General features: G+C 60.5%; 1 protein-coding gene. It reads left to right on the top strand.

Annotated elements, in window-relative coordinates:
- Window positions 1–194: 194 nt before the first annotated feature.
- A partial coding sequence (locus tag ALA01S_RS31280; protein WP_066343696.1) for a Crp/Fnr family transcriptional regulator occupies window positions 195–802 on the top strand: 608 nt, incomplete at its 3' end.

Here is an 802-nt window from a genome sequence, read left to right as displayed (position 1 = left end):
CCTGCACGTGCGTGAAGTCGATGATGCGGATGCCTTCAAGGGGTTTCGTCATGGTCACGCTCCTGCTGTCAAATCGGTGGAAATCGGTGATTTCCTGGCGAGCCATGGTAGAAATCGCGCCTCAAAAGCGCCGTTGACTGCGGTCAATCGGCCAGGTCAGTAAATACCCGGGGTGATGTGCAGTGGCTGCAGTGATTTCTTCCGTGGCGAACCACCGTCAGCGCAACGTGATCCATGTGCAGCTCAGGCAAAACGTCGTCCTCAAGGACCTGAACGACGCCGAGCGCGAGGAACTGGGGGCGTTGCTGGAGGTGCGCGACTTCAACAAGGGCGACTACCTCCTGCACCAGGGCGTGCACGAGATGGAGCAGTACTTCGTGCTTGAAGGCGTGCTCAAGCGCGCCGTCACCAACGCGGACGCCAAGGAGATGATCCTGCGCTTCGCGGGCGCGGACGACATGGAGACCAGCTACGCCGCCTGGCGGCTGAACACACCCACGCCCTACAGCATCATCGGGGTGGTCAAGGGCCGCGTGGCCAAGCTGCCCATGCCCAAGTGGGTCGAGTTCATGGACCGGCACCCGAAGTTCAAGGAGGTGTTCGAGTACCACGTGATGCGCGTGATGAGCGAAATCATGGCGCACACCATCACGCTGCACCTGCTGGACGCGCCGGGCCGCGTGCACCGTTTCATGCGCAAGCATCCAGTGATCAATGAGCAGATTCCGCGCAAGGAATTGGCATCCTTTCTCAATCTCACGGCGGAGACGCTCAGCCGCCTGAAGCAGCGCGGAAAAATCTA

The organism is Azohydromonas lata NBRC 102462, assembly GCF_001571085.1.
Classification (GTDB): Bacteria; Pseudomonadota; Gammaproteobacteria; order Burkholderiales; family Burkholderiaceae_C; genus Azohydromonas; species Azohydromonas lata.
The sequence above is the reverse complement of the archived record's forward strand: the minus strand, read 5'-3'. Positions and strand labels throughout refer to the sequence as shown.